The organism is Variovorax sp. 20P10.2.4 (assembly GCF_058244205.1).
This window is the reverse complement of record NZ_JBZAYE010000545.1, coordinates 1-4,879: the sequence shown is the minus strand read 5'-3', so window position 1 is coordinate 4,879 and position 4,879 is coordinate 1. Positions and strand designations below refer to the sequence as shown.

Sequence of the window (4,879 nt, the reverse complement as noted above, 5' to 3'; positions counted from 1 at the left end):
ACACGCTGCCCGAGCAGCTGCACTACGAGAGCGAACGCCAGCGCGAGCTGATCGAGCGAGCGACCTTTCGCGAAGGCGTGAGCGCGTTCCTGCAGAAGCGCGCGCCGGAGTTTCCGGGGCGCTGAGCGGCGCGCCTCAGTGCGGCCGCTGGTTGATCTCGTCCGCGCCGATCACCTCGACCACCAGCACCGGACCGGGACCGTCGAGGAAGTACTCGGTTGCCAAGGGCGCGCGCAGCCGCAGGAAGCTGTTCTTGTCGGCCTGCATGGTATGGCCCGCGCCCAGCTCGGCGCCGCTGTCGATCAGATACCGCAGCACGTTGCTGAACATCTGGAAGTAGATCTCGCCCTCATGATGGCCTTCGGCCAGCACGGCGAGGTCGGCGTGGCCGAAGCGATCTGCGCCATAGGTGCGCATCCACACACCCTGCACGCCCTCGACCTCGTACTTGACGAAGCCGCAATACAGCGCGGTCAGGTCCAGGTAGCGCAGCAACTCGATGCGATCGCCCTCGACCTCGGCATCGAACACCGCCGCGGGCAGCGAGGTGCGTGCCGCTTCATTGAGCACCGCGAGCGCGCCGAGCCGGGCCAGCGCGCCGGCCACGGTCGCGAGCGCCACGTACTGCTCGAGCACCGAGGCCTCGTACCCCCCGTAGTAGAGGATCACATGGCCCCGGTGCGCGCGCACCTGCGCCTTCAGCGCTTGCGGATAGTGCGCGGGCGCCACGCAGTTCTCGAGCGCCTCGGCCTGCATCGGCGCGTCGAAGCCGACCATGCGCACCACGTGCTTCTTCCAGCCCGCCAGCGCGATGAAGGGACCGGGATCGGGAGAGATCTCGCTGCGCGCATCGGCGGTCGAGGCATGGAAGCCGCGCAGTGCCTGGCCGAACGCGGCGATGTCGAGCTGCAGCGGCTGCGCGAACACCACGGTCAGCGCAACGGGGTTCTCGATGTCGGGATTCGCCGCCAGCGCGCCGACGTCATGGGCGTCATCGGCGTCGGCGGACTCGCTCTTGCGGCCGAAGAAGCGAGAAAAGATGCTCATGCATGAACTCCAGGCAGGGTCAGGTGTGCAACAAGATGGGCAGCGACGCGAGGCGATGCACGACGCTTTCATGCACGCGGCGTAGGGTGCGTGGCTGCACGACGCACTGTAATCGCGGACGGTGACGACACGTGCCGGTTGGCCGCCCGACGGCGACTGCGCCAGAATGCCTCTCTCCTCTCCGCGCGAAGGAACCCCGCATGCCCACGAACCCCACCAATGCCTTCTACGCCCAGTCGGGCGGCGTCACCTCGGTCATCAATGCCTCGGCCTGCGGCGTGATCGAGACGGCGCGCCGTCATCCCGAGCGCATCGGCCGGGTCTATGCCGGTCGCAACGGCATCATCGGCGCGCTGACCGAGGACCTGATCGACACCGGCGCCGAGCCGGCCGAGGCCATCGCCGCGCTGCGCAGCACGCCCGCGGGCGCCTTCGGCTCCTGCCGCTACAAGCTCAAGTCGCTCGAGAAGAACCGGCGCGAGTACGAGCGGCTGATCGAGGTCTTCAAGGCGCACGGCATCGGCTACTTCTTCTACAACGGCGGCGGCGATTCGGCCGACACCTGCTTCAAGGTGAGCCAGCTCTCGCAGTCGATGGGCTATGCGCTGCAGGCCATCCACGTGCCCAAGACCATCGACAACGACCTGCCGCTGACCGACTGCTGCCCGGGCTTCGGCTCGGTCGCGAAGTACGTGGCGGTGTCCACGCTCGAGGCCTCGTTCGACGTGCGCTCGATGGCCGCCACCTCGACCAAGGTGTTCGTGCTCGAGGTGATGGGCCGGCACGCGGGCTGGATCGCGGCGGCCGGCGGGCTCGTGGCCGACCAGGGCATTCCGGTGGTGGTGCTGTTCCCCGAGATCGAGTTCGACCAGACACGCTTCCTCGCGCGCGTCGATGCGCTGGTGAAACGGCACGGCTACTGCTCGGTGGTGGTGTCCGAGGGCTGCCACCATCCCGACGGCACCTTCCTCGCCGAACAGGGCACGCGCGACGCCTTCGGCCATGCGCAGCTCGGCGGCGCCGCGCCCGTGGTGGCGCAGATGGTGAAGGACGCGCTGGGCCACAAGTTCCACTGGGCGGTGGCCGACTACCTGCAGCGCGCGGCGCGCCACATCGCCTCGGCCACCGACGTGCGCCAGGCCTACGAACTCGGGCAGCGCGCGGTCGAGCTCGCGCTCGAGGGCCACAACGCGGTGATGCCGACGATCGAGCGCACCAGCGACCTGCCCTATGCCTACGCCATCGGCAGCGCGCCTCTGGCCTCGGTGGCCAATGTCGAGAAGCCGATGCCGCGCGACTTCATCTCCGACGACGGCTATGGCATCACCGAGAAATGCCGGCGCTATCTGCTGCCGCTGATCGAGGGCGAGGACTACCCGGCCTACCGCGGCGGCCTGCCGGTCTATGCCACGCTCAACAACGTGGCGGTGCCGAAGAAGCTGCCGCCGTTCGAGCTCGCGTGATGGCGAACATGGTGCAGGCGCTCGACGCCACGCGCTGCCCGCTGTGCGGCGAGGCGAACCGCTGCGCGATGGAGATCGAGCGCGAGACCGGCCAGCCGCAGCCGCCGTGCTGGTGCATGGCGGTGGATTTCTCGCTGGCGCCGCTCGAGCGCCTGCCCGAGGCGCTGCGCGGCCAGGCCTGCATCTGCGCGCGCTGCGCGGCGGGCGCTCAGGGCGACTGAACCACGGGCTGGGCCGGCGCCTCAGCCGTCTGCCCTTGCGACTGCTGCTGTCCCTGCACCTGCGTCTGCTCCTGTCCCTGCTCCTGCGCTTCCGCAGCGGCCTCGGCCGCCGCCTCCACGTCCTGCGCCGTCACCAGCGAAGGCCCGCCGTCGCCGCGCAGTTCGGTCACCACGCAGTGGATGAACTGCAGCTTGCCGACGGCAGTGCGCGGCAGCACGAAGGGATAGAAGTCGGGCTGGCCCATGCTGCGCGACAGCTCGTTGAGCACGTTGGTCAGCCGCACCCAGCTGTTGATGAAGTCGAGAAATTTCGCGGCCTCGGGATGCTCGGGCCGCCACAGGTCCTCGGGCGTGAACAGGTCGCTCGTGAGTTCGACGTTGGTGGCATCGACGCCGAAGCTCATCGCGGTGTCGGCCGAGTCGGCCATGTGCAGGTAGTGGGCCCAGGTCTCGGCCCAGTCCTCCCACGGATGCATGCTGGCGTAGCTGCTCACGAGGCGCTGCGCCCAGTCGGGCGGCGGGCCCTGGTTGTAGTGCTGCTGCAGCGCGGCGCCGTAGTCGGCGCGCTCGTCGCCGAACAGCGTGCGGAAGTCCTCGAGCCAGGCCGAGGGCAGCACCAGCAGGTCCCAGTAGTAGTGGCCGATCTCGTGGCGGAAGTGGCCCACCAGCGTGCGGTAGGGCTCGCGCATCTCGGTGCGGATGCGCTCGCGCACCGCGTCCTCGGCCTCCTCGGCATTGAGGGTGATGATGCCGGTGTCGTGGCCGGTCATCACGTGCGGGCCGCCCGGCACGTTGCTCAGGAAGTCGAAGGCCAGGCCGTGCACCGGATCGGCATGGCGGCTCACCACCGGCAGCCGCAGCGCGAGCAGCTGCGAGATCAGGCGCCGCTTGGCCTGCTCGAGCTTGCGCCAGAGTTCGTCGTTGCCGGCCACCGAGAGATCGGGAATGGTGCGCGTGACGCTGCAGGCCAGGCAGTAGCCGGGCGCGAGGCCGTGCGTGTCGGGCGCAAGGGTCTGGCCCGGGCGCGCCACCGGCACCATCCAGTTGCAGGCCGCGGGTGTCATCAGGTTGGCGCAGCGGCGGTAGGTCGGGCCCTGCGGGTCGCCGAAGATGGTGTAGCTGTCGGGCTCGGCGACGGCATTGCCGTTGGCGTCCTCGGCCACGGCGGGCGCGAGCGGCACCACGCCGAGGCTGTCTTCCACGTAGCCCAGCGGCGTGTGGCAGGCCAGGCATTCGCTGTTGCGCAGGAACACGGGCCGGCCGCACTGGCAGCGGTAGGCGCGCGTGACGGTGGGCGCGGCGAGCTCGGCGGCCAGGGTGGTCGCGCCCTCGGCGAACTCGGGCGTCGTTTCGTCGTTCGTCGCGGGGGGAGAGTGATCCATGGTCGTCTTTGCGTAATGTCGGCGGAGGGTCGGATGCGGGACAGCCCGGGCATTGTGGAGCCGCCTTCGATGCGGCCCGCCGCGCAAAGCCCGATATGCTTGTAGGACGACGGGCCCGGCATCGCCGACCTTCACGCCCGCCGCTCCCCACCGCCGATGACCCACCACGAGACGCCCGAAGCCGCCACGCCGGCCCCGACCCCCACCATGGGCCCGCTGCGCGCGCGCTACGGCGAACGCTACCGCTGGTACCTGCTGCTGTCGGTGATGGTGGGCACGATGGCCTCGATCATGTCCTCGACCATCGTCAACGTGGCGATCCCCGGCATGAGCCACCACTTCTCGCTGGGCCAGGAGCGCGCCCAGTGGGTGAGCTCGGGCTTCATGGTGGCGATGACGGTCTCGATGCTCACCACGCCCTGGCTGCTGGCGCGCTACGGCTACCGGCGCACCTACGTGGGCACGATGCTGCTGCTGCTGGCCGGCGGCGTCGCGGGCGGCATGGCCAACGATTTTTCGCTGGTGCTGCTGGCGCGCGTGGCCGAGGGCCTGGCCGCGGGCGTGGTGCAGCCGATCCCCGCGATCATCATCCTGCGCGCCTTCGAGCCCCACGAGCAGGGTCGCGCGAGCGGCATCTTCGGCATGGGCGTGGTGCTGGCGCCGGCCATCGGCCCGAGCATCGGCGGCGTGCTGGTCGACCTGTTCGGCTGGCGCTCGATCTTCTACATGGTGGTGCCGTTCTGCCTCGCTTCGCTGTGGCTGGCCT

5 protein-coding genes are annotated in these 4,879 nt (G+C 69.7%); 3 read left to right on the top strand and 2 right to left on the bottom strand.

Features of this window, described 5'->3' with window-relative positions; translation table 11 throughout:
* Positions 1-135: 135 nt before the first annotated feature.
* Complete coding sequence (locus AC27VN_RS32570) at positions 136-1,047, bottom strand: DUF4261 domain-containing protein (RefSeq protein ID WP_490879240.1); 912 nt, start codon at positions 1,045-1,047, stop codon at positions 136-138.
* A gap of 200 nt (positions 1,048-1,247) precedes the next feature.
* On the opposite strand from AC27VN_RS32570, the gene AC27VN_RS32565 reads away from it, so the two are divergent.
* Positions 1,248-2,510, top strand: a complete 1,263-nt coding sequence (locus AC27VN_RS32565; RefSeq protein WP_490879239.1) for a 6-phosphofructokinase — start codon at positions 1,248-1,250, stop codon at positions 2,508-2,510.
* Positions 2,510-2,731: a cysteine-rich CWC family protein gene (locus AC27VN_RS32560; RefSeq protein ID WP_490879238.1), complete on the top strand. Its 222-nt coding sequence runs from the start codon at positions 2,510-2,512 to the stop codon at positions 2,729-2,731. The genes AC27VN_RS32565 and AC27VN_RS32560 overlap by 1 nt, the downstream gene beginning before the upstream one ends.
* On the opposite strand, the gene AC27VN_RS32555 is transcribed toward AC27VN_RS32560, so the two are convergent.
* Entirely contained in the window at positions 2,719-4,113 is a 1,395-nt protein-coding gene (locus tag AC27VN_RS32555; protein ID WP_490879237.1) for a zinc-binding metallopeptidase family protein, read from the bottom strand. The two genes, AC27VN_RS32560 and AC27VN_RS32555, sit on opposite strands and share 13 nt — an antisense overlap.
* 156 nt (positions 4,114-4,269) lie before the next feature.
* On the opposite strand from AC27VN_RS32555, the gene AC27VN_RS32550 reads away from it, so the two are divergent.
* Positions 4,270-4,879: MFS transporter (locus AC27VN_RS32550; RefSeq protein ID WP_490879236.1), on the top strand; the 610-nt coding region annotated here is incomplete at its 3' end.

What these genes read in the sequence shown, in the direction of transcription:
- AC27VN_RS32570 (WP_490879240.1), bottom strand. Translation starts at nt 1,047, where the DNA reads ATGAGCATCTTTTCTCGCTTCTTCGGCCGCAAGAGCGAGTCCGCCGAC.
- AC27VN_RS32565 (WP_490879239.1), top strand. Translation starts at nt 1,248, where the DNA reads ATGCCCACGAACCCCACCAATGCCTTCTACGCCCAGTCGGGCGGCGTC.
- AC27VN_RS32560 (WP_490879238.1), top strand. Translation starts at nt 2,510, where the DNA reads ATGGCGAACATGGTGCAGGCGCTCGACGCCACGCGCTGCCCGCTGTGC.
- AC27VN_RS32555 (WP_490879237.1), bottom strand. Translation starts at nt 4,113, where the DNA reads ATGGATCACTCTCCCCCCGCGACGAACGACGAAACGACGCCCGAGTTC.